The organism is Pedobacter nyackensis (genome assembly GCF_900176505.1).
GTDB classification, from domain to species: Bacteria; Bacteroidota; Bacteroidia; order Sphingobacteriales; family Sphingobacteriaceae; genus Pedobacter; species Pedobacter nyackensis.
On record NZ_FWYB01000010.1, the window covers coordinates 69,904 to 95,997 of the forward strand.

At 40.8% G+C, this 26,094-nt stretch carries 18 protein-coding genes; 16 read left to right on the plus strand and 2 right to left on the minus strand.

Features of this window, described 5'->3' with window-relative positions; genetic code table 11:
- Positions 1–3 precede the first annotated feature (3 nt).
- The 14 genes from B9A18_RS17120 (at position 4) to B9A18_RS17180 (ending at position 22,487) form a co-directional block, all read left to right on the plus strand.
- Positions 4–1,557: a RagB/SusD family nutrient uptake outer membrane protein gene (locus tag B9A18_RS17120; protein ID WP_144009531.1), complete on the plus strand. Its 1,554-nt coding sequence runs from the start codon at positions 4–6 to the stop codon at positions 1,555–1,557.
- Positions 1,558–1,581: 24 nt separating this feature from the next.
- Positions 1,582–2,322 (plus strand): fasciclin domain-containing protein, encoded by a 741-nt coding sequence (locus B9A18_RS17125; protein ID WP_084290770.1) that lies wholly within the window; start codon positions 1,582–1,584, stop codon positions 2,320–2,322.
- Positions 2,323–2,370: 48 nt separating this feature from the next.
- On the plus strand, positions 2,371–3,972 hold the full coding sequence (locus B9A18_RS17130; protein WP_159452678.1) for a DUF5008 domain-containing protein: 1,602 nt from the start codon (positions 2,371–2,373) through the stop codon (positions 3,970–3,972).
- A complete protein-coding gene (locus tag B9A18_RS17135; RefSeq protein WP_084290772.1) occupies positions 3,962–5,752 on the plus strand; it encodes a DUF4983 domain-containing protein in 1,791 nt (596 codons plus the stop codon). Before B9A18_RS17130 ends, B9A18_RS17135 begins: the two co-directional genes overlap by 11 nt.
- Positions 5,753–5,765: 13 nt before the next feature.
- Positions 5,766–7,220: a M60 family metallopeptidase gene (locus B9A18_RS17140; protein WP_084290773.1), complete on the plus strand. Its 1,455-nt coding sequence runs from the start codon at positions 5,766–5,768 to the stop codon at positions 7,218–7,220.
- 22 nt (positions 7,221–7,242) lie between these two features.
- Positions 7,243–8,997: an alkaline phosphatase family protein gene (locus tag B9A18_RS17145; protein WP_084290774.1), complete on the plus strand. Its 1,755-nt coding sequence runs from the start codon at positions 7,243–7,245 to the stop codon at positions 8,995–8,997.
- Positions 8,998–9,063: 66 nt separating this feature from the next.
- A complete protein-coding gene (locus B9A18_RS17150; protein WP_084290775.1) occupies positions 9,064–11,340 on the plus strand; it encodes an NHL repeat-containing protein in 2,277 nt (758 codons plus the stop codon).
- 128 nt (positions 11,341–11,468) lie between these two features.
- Entirely contained in the window at positions 11,469–12,134 is a 666-nt protein-coding gene (locus B9A18_RS25545) for a family 20 glycosylhydrolase (protein ID WP_262497670.1), read from the plus strand.
- Positions 12,135–12,138: 4 nt separating this feature from the next.
- On the plus strand, positions 12,139–13,098 hold the full coding sequence (locus tag B9A18_RS25550) for a family 20 glycosylhydrolase (RefSeq protein ID WP_262497671.1): 960 nt from the start codon (positions 12,139–12,141) through the stop codon (positions 13,096–13,098).
- A gap of 248 nt (positions 13,099–13,346) precedes the next feature.
- Positions 13,347–16,553: a SusC/RagA family TonB-linked outer membrane protein gene (locus B9A18_RS17160; RefSeq protein ID WP_084290869.1), complete on the plus strand. Its 3,207-nt coding sequence runs from the start codon at positions 13,347–13,349 to the stop codon at positions 16,551–16,553.
- An 85-nt stretch (positions 16,554–16,638) separates the two neighbouring features.
- The gene (locus tag B9A18_RS17165) at positions 16,639–18,405 is read left to right on the plus strand and encodes a RagB/SusD family nutrient uptake outer membrane protein (protein WP_200816383.1); all 1,767 of its coding nucleotides are present in this window, start codon (positions 16,639–16,641) and stop codon (positions 18,403–18,405) included.
- Between the two features lie 56 nt (positions 18,406–18,461).
- On the plus strand, positions 18,462–19,964 hold the full coding sequence (locus B9A18_RS17170; protein WP_084290777.1) for an alpha-L-fucosidase: 1,503 nt from the start codon (positions 18,462–18,464) through the stop codon (positions 19,962–19,964).
- Positions 19,965–20,021: 57 nt separating this feature from the next.
- Entirely contained in the window at positions 20,022–21,218 is a 1,197-nt protein-coding gene (locus B9A18_RS17175) for a glycoside hydrolase family 88 protein (RefSeq protein ID WP_084290778.1), read from the plus strand.
- A 9-nt stretch (positions 21,219–21,227) separates the two neighbouring features.
- Positions 21,228–22,487 carry a DUF2264 domain-containing protein gene (locus B9A18_RS17180; protein WP_084290779.1) on the plus strand — a complete coding sequence of 420 codons (1,260 nt, stop codon included), beginning with the start codon at positions 21,228–21,230 and terminating at the stop codon, positions 22,485–22,487.
- Between the two features lie 78 nt (positions 22,488–22,565).
- Here the strand turns inward: B9A18_RS17180 and B9A18_RS17185 are convergent, their stop codons facing one another.
- Together B9A18_RS17185 and metK are read right to left on the minus strand one after the other, a co-directional pair.
- Positions 22,566–22,913 (minus strand): hypothetical protein, encoded by a 348-nt coding sequence (locus tag B9A18_RS17185; protein ID WP_084290780.1) that lies wholly within the window; start codon positions 22,911–22,913, stop codon positions 22,566–22,568.
- 444 nt (positions 22,914–23,357) lie between these two features.
- The gene (gene metK / locus B9A18_RS17190; protein ID WP_084290781.1) at positions 23,358–24,608 is read right to left on the minus strand and encodes a methionine adenosyltransferase; all 1,251 of its coding nucleotides are present in this window, start codon (positions 24,606–24,608) and stop codon (positions 23,358–23,360) included.
- Positions 24,609–24,840: 232 nt separating this feature from the next.
- Between metK and B9A18_RS17195 the strand changes: the two genes are divergently transcribed.
- Together B9A18_RS17195 and B9A18_RS17200 are read left to right on the plus strand one after the other, a co-directional pair.
- Complete coding sequence (locus B9A18_RS17195) at positions 24,841–25,731, plus strand: diacylglycerol/lipid kinase family protein (protein ID WP_084290782.1); 891 nt, start codon at positions 24,841–24,843, stop codon at positions 25,729–25,731.
- On the plus strand, positions 25,721–26,074 hold the full coding sequence (locus tag B9A18_RS17200) for a translation initiation factor (protein ID WP_084290783.1): 354 nt from the start codon (positions 25,721–25,723) through the stop codon (positions 26,072–26,074). The genes B9A18_RS17195 and B9A18_RS17200 overlap by 11 nt, the downstream gene beginning before the upstream one ends.
- Positions 26,075–26,094 lie beyond the last annotated feature (20 nt).

Consider the following 26,094-nt stretch of genomic DNA (forward strand, 5'->3'; position numbering starts at 1 on the left):
ATTATGAGAAAGATCTTATACATTTTACCCTTATTAATAATCCTGACCGCTAACCCTGGCTGTAAAAAGTTCCTTAATGTGGAGCCGGTTACCAGCTTATCAGGCAATAACTTCTGGAAAACATCAAAAGATGCAGAGGATTTCACAAAAGATGTGTACCGCTTATTCAGAGCATCAACCATGTCCAGTATTATGCTGGCAATGGGGGATTATCGCAATGGCCCGGGAAAGGCAACTTCAGTAAATCCAAAACGTCATGATTTGGATTATCTGGCTGTAAATAACATGAAAAAGCTGCTTGCTGCAGATGCCACGCGTACGCGGCCAGATTATAATGCCAGTCTGGAATGGTACCAGGCAAGAGCACGTTATGATCTGATTCCTGATTGGAAGCCATTTTATAAAACGATACAAGCCGCTAATATTCTGTATAAAGAAGTAGATCGCATCCAGGATCCTGCGTTTTCAGAAGCGAACCGCAAACAGTATAAAGGTGAAGCTGTATTTATGCGCTGCCTATCCTATTTTTTCCTGGTAAGGTTATTCAGCGATGTGCCTTATTTTACCAATGCCTACAATCAGGATCCACTTCCAAGAACTGATATGGTTATTGTCTTAAAAAATTGTATTGCCGATCTGGATAAAGTAAAAAATGATTTACCATGGACCTACAAAGATCCTGCAAATCGTGCGGTAAGAGCAATGCGTGGTAGTGCCATCGCATTGATGATGCATATGAACATGTGGTGTGCAGGCTTTGATCAGGCAAATACCAACAGTTATTACCGTGCAGTTGATGACCTGGGTAAAGAAATAGAGAATATCGGTGAAGCAGAACAAGGTGCTTATACTTTATTGCCAATCGAACAAACCTATCTGGTAATGTTCGGACGCTCACAGGAGGGGCTTTTTGAAATTCAGCTGAACAACAACTCAGGGGAGGTAAGTGGTGATCGCCGCTACAAATTTTCTAATGGGGTTGCGCATTTGCCATTCCTGACTTCCACAGATCGTTTACAAAGTGAGTTTACTTTCAAATCTGACTACATGAAAAGGATTTTTCCGGAAACCGTAGCAGACAAAAGAAAGACCGTTTGGTTTGATGTAGCGGATATCTATGATGAGACGGGAAAAGCAATAATTTATAAGTTCTTTAACCGCGCTGCGCCAACACAAGGTGATGATGACAACCCGATTATCTTTCGTTACGCAGATGTATTACTTCTTCACGCTGAAGCCTTAGCGGAATTGGGAGAAGACGGCCCTGCGGAAATTTTATTGAACCGCATCAGGAACCGTGCAGGTGCAGATCCATTCCCTGCAAACCCAGGGGAAGGTAAAATCAAAGATGCTATCTATTACGAACGTTGTAAAGAATTATTGGGCGAAGGACACTATTTCTACGATTTGGTCCGTACGCGTAAGATTATGAACCCAACGTATTGTTATAGTCCACTTTCATTCTCTGCATTTATTTCCAAAGCATGGACCTGGCCGATTAGTAGTTCTGCACTTACTAACAACCCTTACATGACATTAAATAGTTACTGGCAGTAGATCTCATCCTTTAAAACACAGAAGATGTATAAATATAAAATGATTATAAAAGGGCTGACATTAATCGCATGTATTGCCTTCATTCTTATAGGATGTAAAAAATTTGAACATTATGAGGATACGGGTATCACCAATGCAAAATTTGATGGTACCGTAATGCAATACCTCGATTCAAAACCCTTTCAATTCGATACGTTAAGCCAGGTGATCAGGCTTGCAGGAATGGAAGATGTGTTCAGCAAGGAAGAGATTACTTTTTTTGCACCACAGGATCCTTCTATTGGAGCGGTAATCAATCGCTTAAATACTTATCTAAACCTTACCGGAAGAGATTCAGTAAGGACCTTATCTGACATTAAGCCTAAAGCCTGGCGTGAAATGCTGTCTATGTATGTTTTTAAAGGCACCAATCGGCTTAAGGACTACCATCAGGTAGATACGGCTGCGCTTGATACCTATTCCGGACAAGGTTATCTGGCTTATAATGGCAAATCAATGAACATAGGCGTAGTATTTAATGATGCTGTCAACGGACCTGTTGATAATAGAACTACCATTAAGTATGGAGGGTATCGTCAGCTGATGTTATCTTATATTCCTGATCTGGCATTTCCAAAGGCTTTCTGGATTAATGCGAAGGTATCTTCATCAGATATTAACCCAAATAACGGAATTGTTCACTCCATTAGATTCAGCAATCATTTCTTTGGCTTTTACCCTTATAATTTTATTACGGTGGCTATAGAAAATGGTATTGGAAAATAACTAACAGGAGATCATAATATGTTCAATAAAACTCAAAACAATCAAACGATGAAAAGTAACATAGCGTATTTCATAGGATTGCTCCTGTTTATCATGGCTTATTCATCCTGCAAAAAGTCCGAGCAACTGGCTGAAGATCCTTATGCTGGAGGAAAAGAGGCACTTGGCATCAGATTCTTAAACGAATTACCTAAACCTACAAGTGGATCAATAGGCTCAGAAATGACATTTGCTGTCTCGGGGTTACTTCCTTACAAAGACAAGCTGAAATGCTATATGAATGAAACCGAAGCGGAAGTGGTAGAGGTAACAGGGAAAACCATCAAAATCAAATTGCCAGAGGGATCAAGCTCAGGTGGATTTACAATTGTTGTCGATGGACAGATTTTCTTCGGCCCTCAGTTTACCGTTTCCGGCAAAATCGGTTACGATGGAACGTTTAAACCCGCAATCGGACCTAATGGGAATATAAGCCAGATTATGCCTTTAGCAAATGGAAATATGATACTTGTGGGTAGTTTCAATGATTACGAAAAGAAAGCTTCCTTAAAAAGGCCAATTAATAACATTGTACTGATCAACTCTGATGGAGATTATTTGCCTTCATTTGCTTCGGGACTGGGATCTGATGGTTCTTTGAATACCATTGCCCGTTTAACTAATGGTCAGTACATGATCGGAGGGTCATTATCGAGTTACAACAACAGGAAAAGTATCGGAGGGCTCACTCGCTTAAATTCGAATGGATCTTTAGATACTACCATCGTAGAAGTCGTTAATCTTACCCCATTGCTGCCTAAAAACAGCTTTGATACTGTAGCTGCATTTAACGGAAGGGTTATAGGGTCTGTACGAAAATTATTTGTTTACAATAACAAAAGTATCCTTATCGGCAACTTTACCAATTATGGCGAGTACTTCTACGAGCGTTCTACACGTGACAGAAAAGTTATTGGTTATACCCCAATGGATATGCTGATGCGACTTGAATCGAATGGTAAACTGGACGAAAGTTATAACTTCAACGCTGCAACCAAAACCAGCTATGAGAAACCAAACGGCAGCATCAACGATGCTTTTATGGAGCCTGATGGGAAGGTAATTCTGGTAGGGAGCTTTACCCGTTTTCAGGGAACTGGCGTTAACCGGATAACCCGAGTAGATAACAATGGGATGATTGATCCTACCTTCCAGGTGGGGTCAGGGGCAGATGGGCCAATTGGAACTATTCGTTTCAATGTGACTACCCAGAAATACATGGTGTCTGGAGCTTTCAAAACTTTCAACGGTAAGGCTGCGAACGGCATGGTCATGTTGAAAAAGGACGGATCAGTTGATGAATCATTTAATATGGGAACAATGGAAGGCGGGAGTATAAGTTTCTCTGCACAGCTTTCTAACGGACTGGTTATCGTTACGGGTTCTTTTAATAAATACAATGGGGTCATCAGACAGGGCTTTATGGTACTTAATCCTAACGGAACGCTTGCCGACGGTTACAATACCACAGGTGTCTTTCAGGGGATAGTAAATGATATCTATGAAACCACATCACCACAGGGCTTCCCGGCTTTCATCATGGCTGGTTTTATCCTTAAGTTCGATAACCGTGCGGTGCCAAACATCATAAAAGTCGTGTATGCGCCTTAAACTCCAATCGCAAAACGTAGCAAAAGATCTGTTAACATTAACCTATAACGAAATGACAAAATATTGGCTTTATAAGAAAAGAACTCAGGTATCGGGTTTGCCCTTATTGGTACTATGCCTGCTGACAACCTTCGTGTCTTGCAATAAAGATTTTGAAAATAAAATTGACCTCTCTGCTAAGCCAGATAGTCTGACCGGATATCGGGTGCCAAAAGTGCTGTATATCATCGTAGATGGCGCCAGGGGTGCGAGTGTAAATACTACCCGTGCTGCCAGAGTGCCTGACCTGACTGATAATTCGCTTCAGAGTTATAGTTCGGTAAGTGATGAAAGCGGATTACCTGCAACCACATGGGCCGATATGTTAACCGGTGTGAAAAAAGCTAAACATAAGGTAACCAAGGCCGATTTCTCCGGAAATAACCTGGCCAATTATCCAATGTTCTTTAAATATATTAAAGCGAAAAATGCCAGCCTGCGTACAGCGGCTTTTGCATCAACTCCTGCATTTAGCACAAACCTAGTAAGCCATGCGGATGTAAACCTAAGTTTTAATAACGATGATGCAGCAGTCAAAAATGCGGTTGTTAGTGAACTGAAGGAGGAGAAAGCAAGTGTGGTACTTGCTGAGTTTAACGGCGTAGACCGTGCAGGTAAGCAGTATGGTTACGACGCGGGGATCAAAGGATACAGTGATGCCATTTATCTGACTTTTGATTATATCAATGAAATGGTAACAGCGTTGAAACAAAGAAAGAACTACGAGGCTGAGAACTGGCTGATCGTAGTTGCTTCCAATCAAGGGGGAGATTTTGTTATTCCACCAACGCAAAATGATGGTTCTTTATTTAGCAATCCCTTACTAAACAGTTTTACCATTTTATACAATTCCAGGTTTAATTATCAGTTTTTCTCCCGGCCAAATGCTGCTGCGGTTCCTTATGAAGGGAAGGCAGTGAGCTATGATGCCAATACCATTTTTGGTAGTATCGATGCTGCAAACTCCAGCATTTATAACTTCGGTACTACCGGTGAATATACGGTACAGGTAAAAGTTAAAATTAAAAGCAGGGGAACAAATAACCCGCCAATCATTGCAAAGGCAGATGATACGGGTAATTCTTCAGCAGGATGGTCCTTTTTGTTAACTGCGGCAAATAGTTCCTGGCGTTTCCAGTTGGCCGGTTCAAGTGTTACGGGTACCGCTCTCGACCTGGATACCTGGTATACTTTAACTGGTAAGCTTTATATGGAGGGCGGCTCCAGGAGAATGAAGGTATTTACGAATGGTGTTTTAAACAACCAAAATGCAATGACTGCCAATGGCACTTCCGCAACGGCGGCATTGAATGTGGGGACTTCTAAATCCTCTTTCGGGGGTGGAACGGCACAAACTACCATTACTGATATCAGGATTTATAATACGGCGCTGGCTGATAGTTATATCGCTAGCAACTATTGTAAAACAGATGTAAAACCAGATGATATTTATTATAAAAATCTGATTGGCTATTGGCCATCTATGGATGGGATAGGGAACCAGTTGATGGACCGTAGTCCGAGTAAAAGAAATTTTATACTTAACGGAGCTTACTCATGGACAGCCTTTAATGAACTGAGTGAAAACCTTTGCTCAGATCTTCCGGATGATATTTATACGCGGATGCCAAATGGAGTTGACATTCCCAATTTCATATTTGGATGGATGGGTATACAATCTCTGGGCTTGAACCTTGACGGTAAAACCTGGGTGCCAACCTATAGAAATATTAATCCTTAAAACCTGAGCAACAATGAAAAAGATAGTTAACAGCACAATTGCTTTAGCCATGATTGCCCTGGTAATGGGCTGCACAAAAAATTACGGTGTAATGTATCCCGATGGAACCACCGACGGAAACCATCCTAAAGATACCTTTGATCTGGTACTAGACACCTCTTTGTCTAAAGTTGATAAGTCACAGTTTAATGCAGCCAGGGTTTTTCCCGGCATGGTGGGCATTGAAGAACCCAGACTTAAGGATTATAAAGTAACATTAGATCTTGATTATGTACAGGTAAGATCCAGTAACCTCAGAATCAGTGTTGCACCAGGAGGTTGGTTTAGCACTGGACTGTATGCGGCTCCCGGAGAACTGATCACCATAAAAGTACCAGCAGATACTTATGGCCTTTCTGTACAGGTAGGCGCGCAGGATGATAATCTTACAGGCATGTCACCTTTACAGCGTGCACCTATAATCTTTACAAGAGTTCAGTTGTTCCCCGGCACAAATTATGTCCGGAACTTGTTTGGAGGCACAATTTTTATTATTCCCGACAGATCTCTTGGGCGTAAGGTTGATTTGTTTTTTAGTGGCGCAGTTAAATCACCTGATTTTGTATTGGGTGAAACGACTGATGCAGAATGGAAGGAGATGATTGCGAAAACAAAAGTTCCCTGGTTTGAACTGCGAAGCAAACGAATGATCTTTACCCTTCCTACAAGTAAATTGGCTAAATACCCAATAGAAAGTCCAACAGCTTTAATGACGGCCTGGGATGAAGAAATTCTACACAGTTACTGGGAATGGTATGGACTGTCTGAAACAACTACGGATGTACGAAACAGAAATCCTACACTTCCCTGGAGGATTGTTCATGATATTCAACCAAGTGTTGGAGCACAGCATTCCGGCTATCCTGTAGTCGCCACAGCGAACGAAAATTACTTTAACCAAGCCGTTACACAGAGCCTTGTGGTTGGCTCTAACTGGGGTACTTATCACGAAATCGGGCATAATATGCAAATGGGCTCAACCTGGAGTTGGTCGGATTTAGGAGAAGTTTCGAATAACTTATTCTCTTTAAAGATTACGAACCGACATGGATATAAGCACAGTAACCTTTATCGTGCTATGCCTGCAGCAATCGCTTTTGCCTCAACAGCGAATACCGGAAATACAAAGTTGTTCAGTAGTGCGAGTAATGACGCCCGTATGGGATTGTTTATCCAGGTTTTTGAAAAATACGGATACGATTTTATGACTTATCTCTGTACCGAAGCTCGTATGGCAAGATTTGGGGCAGGTAACGATCAGGACAAAAAGGATTTCTTCTACGAGCGACTTTCCGAATGGACTAAAAAGGACATGGAACCTTTTATGAAGCAGTGGGGCTTGTATGTAAGTAGTGTTTCAAAGAATAAGATTGCTGCACAATTCCCATTATTAACTGAGCAGGTATGGTTGTTCGATCCAAGTAAATAAACGTATATATAAATTCATAGTGATGAAACATATAAAGAATTCTACCAATAGATTTAACACATTAGCTGCGGCTACCATTGCTATGGTAGTAGTCTTGTTCTGTCTGCAAGGTTGTAAAAGGTATTTCGACCCACCTTACGTAAATGAAGAACAGCAGGACGCTTCGAAAAAGAGGAGAAAAGTCTTGCTAGTAGTAATTGATGGTGCTACAGGTGTTGAGGTTAAAACAGTTGCTCCGCCAAAACTGACAGCGATGTTAGCCAACAGCAAGTACAGCTGGAATGCCCTTGCCGATTTTATTCCTAGTGATGCCGGAAACTGGAAAAACATCATGACAGGAGTTGGCGTAGGTAAGCATGGAATCGTTGACGATTCATTTGATGTGCCGCCTGGTGATGATGGTCATGAACACGATGCCGCCACGGCCTGGCCAACCCTCATTGAAAGGTTACAGGCTTCAGGGAAAATCCGTCGTACTTCCGCCATTACACCGTGGCCCCAGTTGGATGACAAACTGTTGATCTATGCAGACCAGTCTATTGCTGTAACAAATGATCTTGCCGCAAAAGATACTGCAATCGTTAAGCTGAAGTCGATAAGCGACGACCTTGTAATTGTTAACTTCAATGAAGTAAACAAAGTCGGCCAAAGCTTCGGCTTTTCGGCAAATGTTCCTGAATATAAAGATGCTATATTAAAAACAGACGGATACATTGGCGAATTACTTGATGTCATCAAGGGCAGAAAAACATATAACGACGAAGAATGGCTTGTTATAGTAACTTCTACACATGGTGGAACGGGTAAAAGCTTTGGCGAAATCGCTAACCGTGAACGGGAAAGAAATGTATTGACTTTGTATTATAATCCAAGCTTTAAGACGAACGAAATCATCCCCCCGGTAGCTTTGGATGGTGTGAAGTTTACTGAGGGCGCAATAACAGCTAAACTTGCGGGATCGAATGCATCTATTTATGATCTCGGATTGACCGGAGGATATACTTTGGAATTTAGGTTGAGAATTCAGGCTTTTGGAACCCAAAATTCTACTATTTTCTTTAAATCCAATAGCCCTGCCAACACTAACCCGGGATGGTGGTTTATACACAATGGTTCTAATGGTACCTGGAGATTTGCAATTAGAAGAGCTACAGGAGGCTCAGCAAAGACGGTAAACTCGGCCGACCTCAGAGCTGTTCCTGCAATGGTGGTGAACAAATGGTATACATTAGCGGCAAGGGTTTACATGGAAGGAAGCAAACGTTTCATGGTGATATTTCAGGACGGTGTAAAAGCTTCTGCCCCATTGGAGATTACAGGTGAGGATATTACTACTCCTGCTGATCTATTTGCAGGCTGGAAAAGTGGCTTTGGTAATAACAGCAACCAAACCGTTTCAAACATCCGTATCTGGAATACCGCTTTGCCGGAAAGCAAAATTCTGGAAGATGCATGTGCTGACGGGGTAAATCCTTCTGATCCCTACTATACAAATTTAATTGGTTACTGGCCATGTAATGATGGGTTATCTCATTTTAAAAATTATAGTCCCCTGGCCGAAGGTAAAGACATGGAATTAACCGGTAATTACATTTGGGATTTTCTTGAAAAACCAACTTGTGGTACAGCTGTGCCTATTCTTCCCGGACAATTCGCATTAAGAAATACCGATATAGCCGCACAGCTGTATTATTGGTATGGTGTGACTATTGAAGATCGCTGGAAGCTTGATGGTAAGGTTTTCCTTTCCAGCTTCGAATCTGAATTCATCAAATAGCAAAAAAATAACCGCTGGCTGCAAATGCAAAACGTTTGCAGCCATTATAAACCAAAACAAACCAGTATGAAAAGATATATTTACTATGGGGTTCAGGTGGTCATTTTGTTGGTCGCATTTATGGCCTGCAAAAAGCTAACTACGGATGCCTTTCAGGAACAGCCGGTGCTAAAAGCACCTCTAAACATAACTGTGGTTAATGACGATGATCAGTTGCCTGTTGTAGGAGTGAAGGTGATCATTAGTCGGAAAACCTCTCCAAAGGATGATTATGTACAAGTTGATACCATCCGTACTAATGAAAAAGGACAGATCAACGGATATATGCTTCCTTATCCAAATTATCTAAAAATAGAAGTAGATACTACGTACTATCATAAAGGAGAGCAAATGCTTGAGTTTGCGACTGAAAATGGTGGTAATGTTATGCTGCACACTACGCCAAAGTATGGGATGGCTCCTTTAAGTATTTCTGTGAATAATAGCACGACAGATTTGTCAATTCCTGGTTTAGAACTTTCAATCAGTAGTCGCGCACCGAAAACGACAGAATGGCTTTCTACAGGACCGGAAAATGCAGACGCAGCAGGCAAGCTGATGGTTTCATTACCTTATCCAAACGAGGTGAGGGTAGCAGTTGCCGATACGATCAGGTATTTCCCGGACACCGTAGTAACTAATCTGAAAAATGTAAGGGGAGAGGCCGTTGCCTTAAAAACTGAACTGAAACCATTAACTGTTCCACTGGAGGTAACATTATTAGATAAAGATAATCAGAATCCATTGGCAAATGCGGAGATCGTAGTACTATTAAAGTTGACTGGCGAGGCTGATTTTAAAGATATTAACCTGGTAGGATCTACCGATAACGATGGCAAGGTTGTCCTGAATGCTCCTTATTCTGGTGAGGTGATGGTGAAAACAAATGATGATTTGTATTATCTGCCGGATTCTTACATTACCCGTTTGGCTTATGAGAAAAACAGGAAAATAACTTTATCGTCTAAACTTCTAAATCCGCTTGTTCCGGTTGAATTGAGTGTATTTAATGACGTTTATGGTATAAACAATAAAAGAGCTGCTTTTGGCACCAATGTTAAAGTAAGTTTCAGGAAAAAAGGTCAGACTACATTTACTGATTTTCTAACAAGCGCTATAGCCGCGAATGGTAAATTAACGATGAGTATCCCGTTAGGAGATGAGTTTAAGTTTGTTGTAACAGGAGATGATCGGTTTATGGATAAAACGATCACATTTGCCAACGTTGGGTTTACACTGAAAGCGATAGATTTTGCCCTTGACTTGCGCCCTGCTAAGTATCCGGAACCGGTGCTAACCAATCTTCAGGTAGGTACATTGGCTTTAAATAATAATTTAAATGTAAATGCGCCACAGGATGTTGTAATTGATAAATTAGGGAATCGTTACATCAGTGAAGGAAGCGGTAACAGGATTCTTCGTGTAGATAGATTCGGAAATACAACTGTACTTGCCGGAACAGGAACTGCTGGTTCTACAAATGGTGATGGAGCTGTTGCACAGTTTTATGGCCCATGGGGGCTTACCATTGATAAAGAAGGAAACCTTTATACTGTTGATAATACTGCTGCAACAGGGTCACACAAAGTTCGTAAGATCACGATTGATGCATTATATAAAGCCACTGTGAGCACTATTGCAGGTAGTGGAACTGCTGGTTATAAAGATGCCATTGGGACGCAGGCTCAATTTAGTCGACCGTCAGGACTGTGTTATGATGAGGCTCGCAACTGTTTGTACGTAGCAGAATGGGCTGGACATCGTGTAAGAAAAATAAATTTAGTAAACAATGAAGTCACACTAATTGCTGGTTCTACAGCAACAACTCCTGTAGCGGGTATTACTGCAGGCGTTGGGGATGCTGCAAGGTTTAATTTCCCCTGGGGAGTAAAGTTAAGTGCTGATGGGAATTCCGTATATGTTTCAAGTTGGACAGGGACAGGGATCAGTAAAGTTCAGTTGTCTGACAATTCTGTAGTTGTTTTAGGAAGTGCAAAAGCCAACACGTCACAGCCGAGAGGTTTGTATGTGAGCCCTGCCAATCAAATTTTTATCTCTAATACCGCAGGTTTTTACATATCAAAGATGCAAACTGAGCTTCCCGGAAATGCTTCAAGTTTTACCAAACTTACCACCAGTACAACTCGGGGGTACATTGATGGTGCAGCCAGCACAGCAAGATTTTCTGGTATTGTTGGTATCGCATACGATTCATATAGCGGCATTTTCTACATCGCTGATGGTGATGGTGGGGCGTCCGCTAATAACAAGATTAGAACCATGAAATCTTCAGATATACAATAAACCTATGGAACCTTATCAATGGTATATCCTCGTATTAGCAGTCCTCGATGGACTGCTAATACTTGGACTAATGATGTTGGATAAGTTGCAGAGGGTGAAAAAGAAACTATAGTCCATTAAAGAACTACATGAATAGAATAAAATACGTCCTAAGCGCAGCATGCTTTTTGTTAATCGGTGGATTTCAGTACGCATTTGCACAGGAAGTCTGCCCGATAATTCCGAGGCCGGCACAAGTAAAAAAATTAAATGAACAGTTTAATCTAAATGCAAATACTCCGGTAATTCCCAGAGCAGAAGTACTGAAGCCAATAGCTCATTATTTAATACAGGAAGTACTAAAGACTAGGGGACTTCCCTTGAGTTTGCAACAAACGACGACCAAAATACCCGGTATTGAGTTGAAGCTTTCTTCAAAGAAAATGCCATCTGGATATGTTTTAGATATCAGTGCTAAAGGAGTGGTCATTACAGCAGGTGACGAAGCCGGGGCATTTTATGGAGCAGTATCTTTATTGCAAATTGTAAGACAAAGCAAGAGCGTCCTGGGTATTCTTAAACTTCCAGGCTGGAACGTAGCAGATAAACCTTTATATGAATGGCGGGGTATCATGTTGGATGAGTCCCGACATTTTTTTTGTGTAGAAAAGGTAAAGTCGGTGTTAGACTGGATGGCTTTTTATAAGTTAAACCGCTTTCACTGGCACCTTACCGATGAACCTGCATGGCGTATAGAGATTAAAAAAATACCCCAAACTAGCATTAGTAGGTGGGATTGGAGATTACCTCAATGAAACATTGCCAGCCCAATATTATACGCAGGAACAGATCAAAGAAATTGTAAGTTACGCAGCACAAAGATTTATTACCGTAATTCCGGAAATAGATATGCCGGGACATGCAACTGCCGCGAACAAAGCCTATCCTGAGTTTTCAGGTGGTGGTGCGCCGGGACATCCCGAGTTTACCTTTAATCCCGGAAAGGAAGAAACCTATACCTATCTTTCTAATATTCTTCGCGAAACAAATGCCCTATTCCCAGCCCAAATGATTCACCTTGGTGGAGATGAAGTGAGCTATGGCAATCAAAAATGGCCTACTAATCCTGACATACAACGCCTGATGGCAAGCCATGGTCTGAAAGATGTGAAGACCGTTGAAAGGTATTTTATGAAGCGCATGGCCGATTCTGTCTATATGAGGAACGCGAAGTTGCTGTTGTGGGATGAAATGGCAGAGGTCGATTTGCCGGTTGATAAGACCATTATTTATTGGTGGCGGCAGGATAGGCCGGACGTGTTAGAGCTGGCCTTAAAAAAAGGGTTTAAAACGGTTTTATGTCCGCGTCTTCCGTTTTACTTTGACTTTGTTCAGGACAGCACACATACCAATGGCCGTAAATGGAATAAATTGTACAACTCCCTGCAAAATGTATATAATTTTTCTGTGGATCAGTATATGAACGTGTCTGCTCAAAAGGATTTGATCTTGGGAGTGCAAGCTGATTTGTGGACAGAAACCGTACAAAATGAACAGCGACTGGATTTTTTATTGTTCCCAAGAATCACTGCACTTGCCGAAGTGGGCTGGACAGCGAAAGAAGACCGGGATTACCAAGGCTATATGGAGCGACTAAAGGGGCATTTAAAGCTATTTCAGGAAGCGGGATTGTATTATTACAATCCATTTTACCCTGCCAGAAGCCCCGAGCCAGTAAAAATAGGTGCCGGAATTAAACGTTTTGATACCGGGCTATAAACTCAGCTTTCATTGATATGCTTTTTTAGCTCCTTAAATGGGGCTTTTTTATGATTTTTCTACCCTTTTCTTTAGAATTTTCATCTTTTTTAATCAAATAATGATTCAGTTTTGAAAAACAAATGCATGTCATTTTTAGTGACACGCATTTGAGAAGTTTGAGCAATAGGGGTAACCGCCAATTTTATTATTGCAAAAACAGTACAGCATCTGCTGTAACCCAAAATTTAAAACTAAACCTGAATTATATGAAACAAAAAGTGCCTGAAAAGCTGTGTCGTTTAAAATCGCCTCTCAAATTGTTGATTTTGATTCCGTTGCTTGGCCTTTTACCGGGTAAGGTTTTAGCGAACGCTGTTTTATTAAAAACAACCGGAGAATTAAATTCAGTATTACAGGAAACTGTAAAAGGCATTGTTAGAGATGCTGACGGACTCCCGCTTCCCGGAGTTAGCATTCTAGAAAAAGGTACTAAAAATGGAACCAGCACCAACGCTATGGGACAATTTTCTATTACCGTTAAAAGTCCTGACGCTATACTAGTTGTAAGTAGCATAGGCTATCTACAGAAAGAGGTAGCATTAAAAGGAAATAACCTGATTATTATATTAGAGAGTGATAAAAAAGCGCTGGAAGAGGTGGTCGTTGTGGGATATGGTACACAAAAGAAAGCAAATTTAACCGGTGCCGTTAGTCAGATTGATTCAAAAATGCTGGAAAATAGGCCAACTACAAATCTTGGACAAGCTTTGCAGGGACTAATACCCAATTTCAATGTAAATATTGCCAATGGAAATCCAAAAACTGGTGCTACTTATAACTTAAGGGGTGCAACTTCTTTTAGTAAGGATGCAAATGATGGGAATAAAATCAAATTTTCAAATGGATCTCCTTTTTTATTGGTAGATGGAGTTGAAATGGACCCTAATATGCTTAATCCTGATGACATTGAATCCGTAACTGTATTGAAGGATGCTGCTTCTGCTGCTATCTATGGTGCGCGGGGAGCCTTTGGGGTAGTTTTGATTAAAACTAAGTCAGGCAAAGGCGGAAGGACAAAAGTTACCTATTCCAATTCTTTTCAGTTGAGTTCGCCAACGGCTATTCCGGATATATTGGACGCTTATACCATTCAGGATGCAATTGTTAAAGGCTTACAAATGGAGAATGGTTCTGTATCAAACGAGATAGCGAAGCTTGAAAAGATCAAGGAATACATGGATGATCCGATAAATAATGAACCTTATTATTTTACCGATGCCACTCAAAAAAATATCATTTGGAGAGGAAATGTAAATCCATATAAAGAGGCTTTACTCCAATCTTCACCAATGCAAAAACATAACCTATCCTTATCCGGTGGAAGTGAAAATACATCCTTTTATGGTTCATTTGGTTACCAGGATCAGGATGGATTGTATAAAATCAATACCGATAATCTGAAGCGATATAATGCATTGTTAAATGTATCGTCCAAAGTTAATGATTGGTTTAAAATGGATTTTAAAACGGCTTATAACAATTCTACTTATATCGAGCCAGTTAGTCCTGCGGGTAAAGGAGGTTGGTGGGTAGCCATGTCTCAGGAACCCGGACGGAATGTGAATATGCCCATGCTGGTTCCTGCATCTTTACATGTTCCACAAAAATATACAGATAACATCCTTTCTTTTATGGATTACGGGTCGTCTGTTGATGAAAACAATTCAAATATTTTGTTAGCGGCGTCGCCCACCGTTAATTTCACAAAAGAATGGGCTTTAAAAGGAGATATCTCGTACTTGTCAAATGGTAGTATTAAAAAAACGATTTTACCCTACATGCAGCGGATGGAGACGGTTGTTGGTTCTGCTACTTCAACACAAACTGATCCGGGGTATGTCGAAAGGTATAACTTCAACTCCAATAAATACACCATAAATGTGTACACCGATTATGCCAAAACAGTTGCCGGAAAGCACAACTTCCACGGTTTGGTTGGTTTCAATAAAGAGTGGTATACCGAACAGGATGCAACAGCTACACGTACTGCTATGAATCCGAATGTGCCTACATTGGGGCAAGCTCAAGGAGTTATGACAGTGGGTGATAATGAAAATCATTGGGCAGTTCAGGGGCTGTTTTATCGTTTTACCTACAATTATGAGGGTAAGTATTTACTTGAATCCAATGGCCGATCGGATGGTACTTCCAGATTCCAGGCCGACCGGAGATTTAAGTTCTTCCCATCTGTGTCAGCGGGATGGCGCGTAACGGAAGAGTCTTTTGCAAAAAGTATAAAACCTTATATCAACGATTTCAAATTAAGAGCATCTTATGGAAGTTTGGGTAATCAGAATGTAAGCGGATATTATCCATATATCTTACAATATGGTACAAGTGCTCAAATTAGTTATTTGATGAGCGGAATACGACCTGTAGGGATTACTCCTCCAGGATTGGTAGATCCTAACTTCACCTGGGAAACGGCAACAACGATTGATTTTGGATTTGATTTAACTGCTTTTAATCACTTTGAAATTAATTTTGACTGGTATAGAAGAAGAACCAGTGATATATTAATTGATGGATTGAAATATCCTTCTGTACTTGGGGCAGCTTCTCCTCAGGTTAATTCCGGGACTATGGATACTAAAGGCTGGGAATTGGGTGTGAAATATAAAAACAACACAAGCTATGGATTGAATTACGATTTTGCAGCTACACTTAGTGATGCCCAATCTGAAGTTGTGAAATTTGCCAATAATCCGACTAAAATAATTAGTGATGCACTATTGTATGAAGGTCAAAAGATGGGGGAGATATGGGGATATGAAACTTTTGGTATTTTCCAGTCACAGGATGAAATCAACAGCGCACCAACTCAAAAGCTGATATCGTCTGGTCTTTGGTTTCCGGGAGATGTTAGGTATAAAGACCTTGATGGCAACAATGAGATTACTCCCGGTAACAGTACTGTGGGGAATTCAGGCGATAGAAAAATCATTGGAAACAATACGCCTAGATATCAATTTGGTTTAAATTCAAACTTCAGCTTTAAGAACTTCGATCTGAATATTTTTATGCAGGGTGTTGGGAAACGCGATTTATGGATAAACAATAACTTGTATTGGGGAGCCGGTTCAACGGGTACCTGGGAAACCTATAACAACTCATGGACACCAGAGCGTAGGGATGCCTTTTATCCGGCCTATAAAAATGCGGCCAGAAATAGGGTAACACAAAGCAGATATCTGGCAAATGGGGCTTATTTACGTATGAAGAACCTGGCTATTGGTTATAGTCTACCCAAAACACTAACCGATAAGGTTAAGCTTCAGAAAATAAGAATTTCGGCCTCGGCTTATAATCTATTTGAGGTTAAAAGTGTACCGAAAACATTTGACCCTGAATTGGTGGGTATGAATTACCCTATTATCAGATCATTTGCATTCGGTATACAGGCTACATTTTAAGGCAAATTATTGATAAATCTTTTAATCGCTATTGCAGCAATTAAAATCAAATTATATAAAGATGAAAAGGAATATAAAATTTTTTATGCTAGCAGTAACATCTTGTTTAGCCTTCTTTGGTTGTAAAAAGGATGGACTGGATCGCTTCCCGCTGGATAAGATTACCGATTTAAATTTCTGGAAAACAGAAAATGACTTAAAACTATATGTCAATAGTTTTTATCCTACTTATGTTGTTGGTTTCGGCAGCGGAAATGCCGATGGAACTATGCAACCTTATGGCGTAAATGTGAGTACACTGGTTTATGGTGATCTGATCACAGACAATGCTGCACCAAACGGCTATTCTAAAGTTGGTACCGATGAGTACATCGCTTATCTTTCTGGCGCAAATGACTTAGGAGGATGGAAATTTGAAGGAATAAGAAGTCTGAATTATTTTTTAGATAATTATAAAAGAGGAAACCTTTCAAATGATATCGTAAAACCTTATCTCGGCGAAGTGTACTTCTTCAAAGCATGGGATTACTTCGATAAAGTGAAATTATTTGGAGATGTACCCTGGTTAGAACATAGTCTGCAAACCAACTCGCCTGAACTGTATGCGCCTAGAACGCCCAGGGCGCAGGTACTGGATTCTGTAATCATGATTCTTGACCGGGCTATCGAATATTTACCCGCAAAAGGAACTGAAGCAAATAATCGTCTAAATAAGGATATGGCCTTGTTCTTGAAATCCAGAATTGGATTGTATGAAGGAACTTACAGAAAGTATCACACAGCGTTAGGATTAGACGGTAGCAAATTCTTAAACTATGCGGTTCAGGCTTCGGAAGCTTTGTTGAGTAAGTATCAGCTTGTACAAGGTGATCGTAATACCGTTTATAACAGCCTTTTTGCTACGGAAACGTATAATGCGAATACTGAGATTATTTTGTGGAGACAGTATGATGGAAGTCTGAATTATGGCGCCGCATTTAGTCGGTATTTCACTCAAAATCAGAGACATCAATTTGGCGCTACCCGTAGTTTGGTGGATGACTATTTATGCTCAGATGGATTAAGCATTTCAACAAGTCCTTTATTTCAGGGCAAAGGATCAATTCAATCTGAAATGCAAAACCGCGACCCACGTTTAACACAAACCATTGCCAATTTTGGAACATACCAATTGTCCAGTTCAACCATAATGGGATCTGAGAACGCACCTACACCAAATCTTCCCGGAATGAATGGGAATAAATGCCCTACAGGATATCGTGTAGCAAAATGGTTTTATAATAACCCGGCCGATTGGAATCGTGTTACCAACGGGCAACAAGCTGCTCCGGTATTCCGCTTTGCCGAAATACTGTTAAATTATGCTGAAGCCAAATATGAACTGGGACAAGCTGATCAATCTGTAATCGATAAAACAATCAACAAGTTACGTGACCGTGTAGGGATGGCTCACTTAATTGTTGGAAGTGAACCTGCAGATCCACGTCTTGATGCAATCTATCGGACTTATGTTGGAGGTACAATTAATCCTTTGTTAAGAGAAATTCGTAGAGAAAGACGCATTGAGATGGCCTTCGAAAACACGCGTTGGGATGATTTAATGAGATGGAAGGCAGGAAAGTTAATCGATGTACCTATCGAAGGGATCAAATTTGTTCAATCTCGATTCCCTAAAGTTGTAATCAATAAAGATGTATATCTAAGCGCTGACGGCTATATTATACCTTATTTTAAAACATTACCTAATGGACGCAAGTTTGATGAAAGTAAGGCTTATTTATTTCCTATTCCAATACAGGATTTATTGCTAAATACAAACCTTAAACAAAATCCAAACTGGAAAACGAATTAATTTTAATATAACATTCTTGTTTTACTTAAAAGACAAAGCAGGCATAAAATTTAATTATGAGACAAAAATTAAAATGCGTGATTATTGCAATTTCAATTATAGTTGCTACTAATAATGCGAATGGTCAATGGACGGGACCAAAAGTCAAACCGTCCAAACAAGTTGAAGTCAAATATGGATCTTTAACTCCTCCTAATCGAACGGATGCTGATATGGCGTCTTTTCGTAAATATGGCTTAGGGCAATTTATCCATTGGGGGATTTATTCCATCGTCGGAAACGAATGGAATGGAGTAAGTGCAAGAGGTGGGGCTGCTGCATCTGAATGGATTCGTTCATGGGGCGGACCGACTGCACCTAAAGATTGGAAAAACACTTATGACAACTTGTATAAGCAGTTTAATCCAAAAGACTTTGATGCTAAACGCTGGGCTAAACAAGCTAAGGATATGGGGGCAAAGTACATGATATTTACCACAAAGCACCATGATGGATTCGCACTTTGGCCGACAAAATATTCAGATTATAACATCTCTAATGCACCTTATAAAAAGGATATCGTAAAGGAAATAGTAGACGCTTACACCGCTGAAGGAATAGATGTTTACTTATATTTTTCTGTCTTGGAATGGAACAACCCAAATTATATGGGTAAGGCTCCAAAAACAGATGAAGAAAAGAAAAATTTCGATAAGTTTTTGCAATACACCAGAAACCAGTTGTTGGAACTGCTAGCAAACTACCCGAAAATGAAAGGTTTTTGGTTTGACGGAACCTGGGATGCTTCATGGAAAAGCGCTTACGAGTTTACCTATAAGCTGGAGAAAGAACTTCGTGAGAAACATCCCGGGTTAATTATTGGTTCTCGTTTTCGTAACGACGAGCACGGCTCCCGGCATTTTGATTCGAACGGAAATATTTTGGGAGATTATGAACAGGGTTGGGAACGTAAACTACCTGCGGAATTTGAATGGGTTAAGGGCAACGACTGGGATGCGGTAATGACTATTCCGCCAAACGGCTGGGGTTACATGAAAGACTGGTCAGGGATTTATACCAAAACTACTGATGATTTGTTGGATCTGTTGATGCAAGCAGTATCGATGAACGGCAATTTTGTACTAAATTTTGGACCCGATGGCAACGGAAAAATGCATCCTGAAGAGGATAAAATAGCTAAGGAGATCGGTGAATGGTTAAAAGTAAATGGCGAAGCGGTTTATGGGGTTCGTCACGCCTCATTAGTACCTTCCAAATTAGGATATTTCACACAAAAGGACACCAATCTTTATCTAACGGTTTTCAATAAACCCGTAAATGGTATTGTGCGCATAGCAGTGCCGAAAAATGCTAAAGAGGTTCCCGGTACAGCAGTGCTTTTGGTAAACCATCAGCAATTGCAATTAAAACATGCTGAGATCGGATTAGACCTTGATAAGAATACCTACTATGATGTGGTACTTCCAACAAAATTCCAGTCTGAAAGCGCTTTTGTGATAAAGATGAAACTGGTCACTCCTAAATCTAAAACGACAAAATTGATGGATGCTAAAATGTAATTGTAAAAAGCATTTATCCAAAAAAACAGCCTAATATACACACACACAAATAAATCTATGAAGAAACTATTGTTTACTGTCTGCTTTCTGGCTACAACAAGCTTGGCCAGCGCGCAGCAGGCGAACTGGAAAAGGGTGCAGATGAAAGAGCTGATTGATGAGCAATTTGAATTTGCCACACAGCAATATAAGGTGCTGGCTAAAAACGTTCCTGCGCAGGTAATGCCCAAAACGTATTACGCTAAATCAAATAAAGTAGAAACAAGCGATACCAAATGGTGGTGCAGTGGTTTTTATCCGGGATCGCTCTTGTATATTTACGAGTATACCCGGGATACTGCGACGCTTAGGGAAGCGGAGAAACGCCTGGCCATATTGGAAAAGGAAAAGCATTATACAGGAAACCACGATCTGGGCTTTATGATGTACTGCAGCTTCGGAAATGCTTACAGGATTACTAAGGATCCTAAATATAGGCCTACAATAGATACGGCTGCGGCTTCATTAACGACACGTTACCGCCCTAACGCAAAAGTGATCCAATCCTGGAATGCTACTAAGAAATGGAGAGGACCTGTGATCATTGATAACCTGATGAATCTTGAGTTGCTGGCCTGGGTAAGTGATAATGGGGGCAATCCTAAATACAAAGAAATAGCTATCAATCATGCCGACACTTCGCTTAAAAATCATTTCAGACCTGATTACAGCTCATACCATGTAGTAGATTATGACATGAATAATGGTGGAGTTGTGAAACGTGGAACCCAACAGGGGGCCTCTGATGCCTCGGCATGGAGCCGTGGACAGGGTTGGGCTTTGTATGGCTATACTATGATGTACAGGTTTACAAAAGATGAACGCTATTTAGAACAGGCTAACCATATTGCCGGTTTTATACTGAATCATCCCAATATGCCTGCTGATATGGTTCCTTACTGGGATTTTGATGCCCCGGGTATTCCAAATACCTACAGGGATGCCTCAGCAGCTTCTGTGATTGCATCCGCTTTATTGGAACTTGGACAATACACCTCAAAGAAAAATACTAAGGTTTACGTTGCAGCGGCCGAGAAAATGATCAGATCATTGGCTTCTGATGCTTATCTTGCTAAGCCGGGTCAGAATGGTGGTTTTTTACTGATGCACAGCACTGGTGCATTGCCTCTAAGATCGGAAATTGATGTACCCTTAACTTATGCAGATTATTATTATTTAGAGGCATTGATGCGTTACAAGAACTGGTATTTATAGAACAATAATATGGAAAGAAGGAAATTTATAGGGGCTTTCTCATTGGCCGGAATTATTGGCACAATGAGCCCGAAAAATATATTTGCCGCTACTGATCAGGCAAAAGTAACAGCCGGTTTAGCCGGCAACGACCGCGACTACTGGTGGAAACTGCTATACAAAATTGCTAATCCTGTAGTGTTCAACCTGGCCAATGGTACTTTGGTTAAAAATATGCCATTGGAAAAATCGCCGACCTTTGATTCGCGTTCCCTACACGTAACTTACCTTGAGGCCGTTGGCCGTACCTATGCTGGTATTGCACCATGGCTGGCCTTGCCAGATGACAAGACCGCAGAAGGAGTGGCAAGAAAAAAAATGAGACTAGCTGCTATAGAAGGTTTAAATAAATGTTTTACACCCGGCAGTCCGGATGCCTTGAACTTTGCTACTGACCATCAGCCTATCGTGGATGCTGCTTACCTGGCACAAACGTTTTTAAGAGCACCAAAGGCCTTATGGGAACCACTTGAAGAGGGAACCAAACAAAGGATCATTGCGGCCTTTAAATCGCTAAGAAACAGAAAGCCTTTCAAAAGCAACTGGTTGCTGTTCGGATCAATTACCGAAGCATTTTTGCTGAATATAAATGAGCAATATGATAACGACCGCTTAAATGAGGGACCAAGACAACTTAGAGAATGGTACAAGGGAGATGGTTGGTATGGTGATGGTCCTAATCTGGCTTTTGATTACTACAATTCCTTTGTTATACATCCGATGATGGTGGATACGCTGGCTGTAATGGCCGATAAAAAGATAGTGGAGCAGAAACTATATGACCAGGCTTTAAAGCGCATGCAGCGCTTTGCTGTAGGGCAGGAGCGTATGATTTCTCCTGAAGGGACTTTCCCTCCGATAGGTCGCTCGATTACCTACAGAACAGGCGCATTTCAGGCATTAACTCAGATTGCATTGATGGAGAAACTGCCGACATCGATTAAACCAGCACAAGTGCGCTGTGCGCTAACTAAAGTGAAACAGAATATGTATGGTACACCAGGTACATTTGATAAAAATGACTGGCTACAGTTAGGCTTCTGCGGACATCAGCCAAAAGTTGCAGATTATTATACCTCTACAGGAAGTTTATACATGGCAACTTTATCATTCCTGCCATTGGGACTCCCTGCGAGCCACGAATTCTGGGCTGCAGCTCCTGTCGCCTGGACCAGCAAGCTTGCCTGGAGTGGTGCAGACTTTGCCAAAGATTACCACGTGGATTACTAAAATCATAAAAGCAAGTGAGGGTGTCTAAGAAGCACCCTCGCTTGTTTTTATGATATCGGTATCGTGGTATGACAAGTACTAACTGAACAGTTCCTGTAAATCTCTGTCAGCAGTCGGTATCTTTTTCAGGAAGTCAGAAAAATTTACACCTTCATGTGTGCTATACATTCCATAAGCATCCAGAATATAGCCGATCTGCCCGTCTTTGTCCTCCAGTATATAAAGTACTGTATTGTCCGCAGGATCAGAATCTCCTTCAAAACGGTAGGTTTTAATAATTGTCAAATCCTCCGGGTTGTAAATATTATTCGGTTCTTTTCCTTGCATTTTTCCGTGGTCTGTCATGGTAATTTCGTTGTCCATGCCCTTAAGCCTTAATTTCTCTAGAATTTGACTTAGGGTCGTCATATCTGCGGGATGTTCCATAATTATAAATTTTATTGAATACTAATACTGCTTATACAACATCATCTGATAGAAATGGTTTGAATAGACTGAAAACCGTTTGGCTATCGTCTTGCTCGCGCTTTAGCAGCCTGTATAATAAATTGAGGGTGACTAGCGGTAGACTAGCAGTAAAAGAGCGGGTTGCTTTACCCTTCCTTTACCCCTGCTTTACCCTTGCTTTACCATTGGTTTACCCCTAAGGGGTAACGGAACCCTAAAGGAAGGGTAAGCCAAGGGTAAAGCAACCCGCTACTTATCCGCTCTTTTACCGCTAGATTTCCTTTAGTTATTGCGGACGCTACCAAAGCCCAGGTAACACTGTACCCTCGACAATAGGAGCAGGTGTTTAGGCGTGGAGAACAAACAAAAGGGCTGTATCATGCGAAATGATACAGCCCTTTTAAATATAATTGCTCTGCTGTTTTACAAAGCAAAAGCAGCTTTAACCTGATCTACGAAATCTAGTTTCTCCCAGGTGAACAGTTCAACAGTAACTACTTTCTCTTCACCGTTAGGTGTTCTGAAAGTTTTGGTTACAGTTTCCGGCTTGCGGCCCATGTGTCCGTAAGCAGCAGTTTCGCTGTAAATAGGGTTTCTTAATTTTAAGCGTTGCTCGATAAAGTAAGGTCGCATATCAAATAAGCCTTCTACAATCTTAGCAACCTCACCATCAGTTTTACTCACTTTGCTTGTTCCGTAAGTGTTGATATAGATACCCATTGGTTTAGCTACACCAATAGCATAACTTACCTGTACCAGGATTTCATCAGCAAGACCGGCTGCAACAAGGTTTTTAGCGATGTGACGTGTAGCATAAGCTGCACTTCTATCTACCTTGCTTGGATCTTTTCCAGAGAAAGCACCACCACCATGTGCACCTTTACCGCCATAAGTATCTACAATGATCTTACGACCGGTTAAGCCGGTATCACCATGTGGACCACCGATTACAAACTTACCGGTTGGGTTGATGTGGTATTCAATTTTATCGTTGAACAAATGTGCGTACTGAGGATATTTAGCAATGATCCTTGGAATCAAGATGGAAACAAGATCAGTTTTGATTTTTGCAAGCATCGTGGTCTCTTCATCAAAATCATCATGTTGAGTAGAGATTACGATAGCATCAATACGTACAGGCTTGTTGTTGTCGTCATATTCTAATGTTACCTGCGATTTTGCATCAGGACGTAAGTAAGTAATGGCTGTGTTTTCGCGTCTTAAAGCGGCAAGCTCCTGCAATAATTTATGAGAAAGATCAAGCGCTAAAGGCATATAGTCTTCAGTTTCGTTGGTAGCATAACCAAACATCATGCCCTGATCACCGGCACCTTGCTCTTCTTTGCTGGAACGGTCAACACCCTGGTTGATGTCCTGCGACTGCTCATGAATGGCAGAAAGGATACCACAAGAGTTGGCCTCGAACATATATTCGCTTTTGGTGTAACCAATTTTTCTGATCACTTCGCGGGCGATTTGTTGCACATCAAGGTAAGTTGTTGATTTTACCTCACCGGCTAACATAACCTGACCGGTAGTAACCAATGTCTCACAGGCTACCTTTGAATCAGGATCAAATGCTAAAAAGTTATCAATTAGGGCGTCTGAGATTTGATCTGCGATTTTATCAGGATGGCCTTCGGATACAGATTCTGATGTAAATAAATACGACATTTTAAATAATTAATTTAAACAGTAAACAATTATGTAAAATGGAAGATGACCCTGTAAAAACAGGCGGTAAAATGAAGTGTATAATAGGTTAGCACTTTTTTTTACGTGGTTGCAATCCCGCTATTTTAACATAGCATCGCAAATCAGTCCACTTTAATGCTGCAAAATTACACTATATATTTAAATAGTCAAAAAATATCGATTATTTTGTGGGAAATAAAGCCACAAGATCTTGTCAAAATTAAATATTCTATTTATCATAAACCCAATATCAGGGGGGAAGAACAAACAAAAGCTTCCTGCGTTGATAGATACTCACCTCGACCGTTCGAAGTTTAATGCAAATTTTGCTTTTACAGAATATGTTGGCCATGCTTCCGAAATCGCTGAAGAAGCCGCGAACAAAAACTTTGACGTGATCGTTGCCGTTGGTGGTGATGGTACGATCAATGAAGTTGCAGCTAAAGTAATGCAACAGCAGAAAATACTGGGGGTGATACCATTTGGATCTGGAAATGGTTTGGCAAGGTTTTTAAAAATACCGATGAATACCGTGAAGGCGATTAAGGTGATTAATACTTGTAAAGTATCGGTTATTGATACGGCTATATTTAACGATAAATGTTTTTTTAACATGGCCGGAATGGGATTTGATGCACACATCAGCTCCGTATTTGCCGGTAATAAAGGAAGAGGCTTAAGCGGTTATATCAAATTGGGCTTAAAGGAGGTACTGAGTTATAAGTCGCAGAAATACCGCATTGTGATCGATGGGAAGGAATATGTGCGGACCGCATTTGTGATCAGCATCGCCAATTCATCGCAATATGGCAACAATGCACATATCGCACCTACGGCATCGGTTACGGATGGATTGCTCGACGTATGTGTAGTGAAAGAATTCCCCATGTATAAGCTGCCCTTACTGGCTTATGAAATGTTGTGTTCAAAAACAGATCATTCTAACCTGGTGGAGATCATCAAAGGGAAAAATATACAAATCAGCAGGGTTAAAGAGGATGCGATCCACATTGATGGTGAGCCATATTTTATGGGAACTGAAATATCTGTGTCCGTTAACCCGTTATCTTTAAATATCATTACGCCTGATTATGAAGCCTAAAAAGAAAACATTGAGTGATTTGGGTGGGATCATGTACTCCACAGATCCTTCCTTTTCTTATGAAGTAGAAAATGAAGAGCCTGCTGAAGCTTTAGCCAATAACCAGCAAAATTTAAGGGTGATGCTGGATAAAAAGAATCGCGGCGGAAAGGCTGTAACATTGATTACAGGTTTTGTTGGAAATGAAGAAGAATTAGACAAATTGTCTAAGATGCTGAAAACCAAATGTGGGGTAGGAGGGGCTGCTAAAGACGGCGAAATCCTGATACAGGGGGATTTTAGAGATAAAGTATTGCTTTTATTGCAAAAAGAAGGTTACAAAGTCAAAAAATCGGGTGGTTAAAATGGCTGTATGAAATCGTT